Origin of the sequence: Pseudomonas sp. MWU347 (genome assembly GCF_017947305.1) — a bacterium.
GTDB classification, from domain to species: domain Bacteria; phylum Pseudomonadota; class Gammaproteobacteria; order Pseudomonadales; family Pseudomonadaceae; genus Aquipseudomonas; species Aquipseudomonas putida_A.
Genome location: NZ_JAFGZB010000030.1, coordinates 1 through 1,206, shown reverse-complemented (window position 1 = coordinate 1,206; position 1,206 = coordinate 1). Strand labels below are relative to the sequence as shown.

1 pseudogene is annotated in these 1,206 nt (G+C 63.4%); it reads right to left on the bottom strand.

From position 1 onward, the window contains the following. Positions 1-1,206, bottom strand: a pseudogene (locus KCG87_RS27315) (type IV secretion protein Rhs); the annotation flags it as partial.

The window sequence follows — 1,206 nt, the reverse complement described above, 5'->3', positions numbered from 1 at the left end:
AGGTAGACGTGACTGGTCAGCCGCGTGCCATTGAGGTCGATGGCGGTCAGCGCGCCGCCCTTGGCGTAGTGATAGTCGAGCTTGCTGTTGTCCGGCAGACGCTGGCGCTTGAGCTGGCCGCAAGCGTCGTAGACATAACGCAGGGTGCCCCAGCCCTGATGCTCGGTGATCAGCCGGTCCTGCCGGTCATATTCAAAGGCCAGTGGATGCTTTTGACCGTCATCGACCCCGGTCAAACGGCCCAGTCGGTCATAGGTGTAAGCCACCTCAACCCCGTCCGGCAGGGTTTTCAGCAGCAAGCGCCCGGCCGCATCACGCGCGTAGACGGTGACCAGCGTCGAGCCGTCATCACCGAACTCGTTCTTTTCCAGCAGGTGCCCGTTGCGGTCGTAGGCGTAAGCGGTGCGCCGGCCGTCGAAGCCAGTTTCCTGTCGGATCAATCCGGTTGGCGTGTAGTCCAGGCGATACTTTTCCCCGGACTCGTTCTCGATTTCCGTCAGCAGCAGTTGCGCATGGTCGTAGCGGTACTGCACCCGCGTGCCGTCGGGGTTGATCTTGCGCGAGACGAGGTGCAGGTCGTCGTCATACTCGTAGCGGGTGATGCGCCCGAGTTCGTCGCGCTCGGCAGTGACTTGGCCGTAAGCGCCATAGCTGTAGGCGCGAGTGGCGCCTGTAGGAAATGTCGTTTGAACCAGTCGGCCAACCGCGTCCCACTGCTGGCGGGTGATCGCGCCGTGTTCGTCGCAAGTGGTCGTCCGTCGCCCCAGCGCGTCGTAGGAAAAGCGCCGCACACCACCGTCAGGCAGGGTTTCCTCGATCAGTTGCCCGAGGTCGTTCCACGACAACTTGTGCCGGCTGGTGTCCGGATAGCGGATCGACAGCAACTGCCCGCGCGTGTCGTAGTAGTAATGGGTGACCTGGCCGTCAGGATCGACCGCCTCGGTGACATCACCCTCGGCGTTGCGCCGAAACGTCCACACCGCTTCACCGCGAGAACGGCTGTGCAGGAAACCGTTACGGTACTCGTAGGACGTTGGCTCATCGTCCGGCGGAAGCAGCGCGATCAGCCGTCCGACGTCGTCGTAACGGTATTCGGTGACCGCGCCCAGCGGATCCTGCTCGGCGATCAGCCGGCCCTGATCGTCATAGGCCTTGAGGTGCTCACCGCCATCGGCCTCGACCTTGCGCACCAGCCGTGCGCTGTCG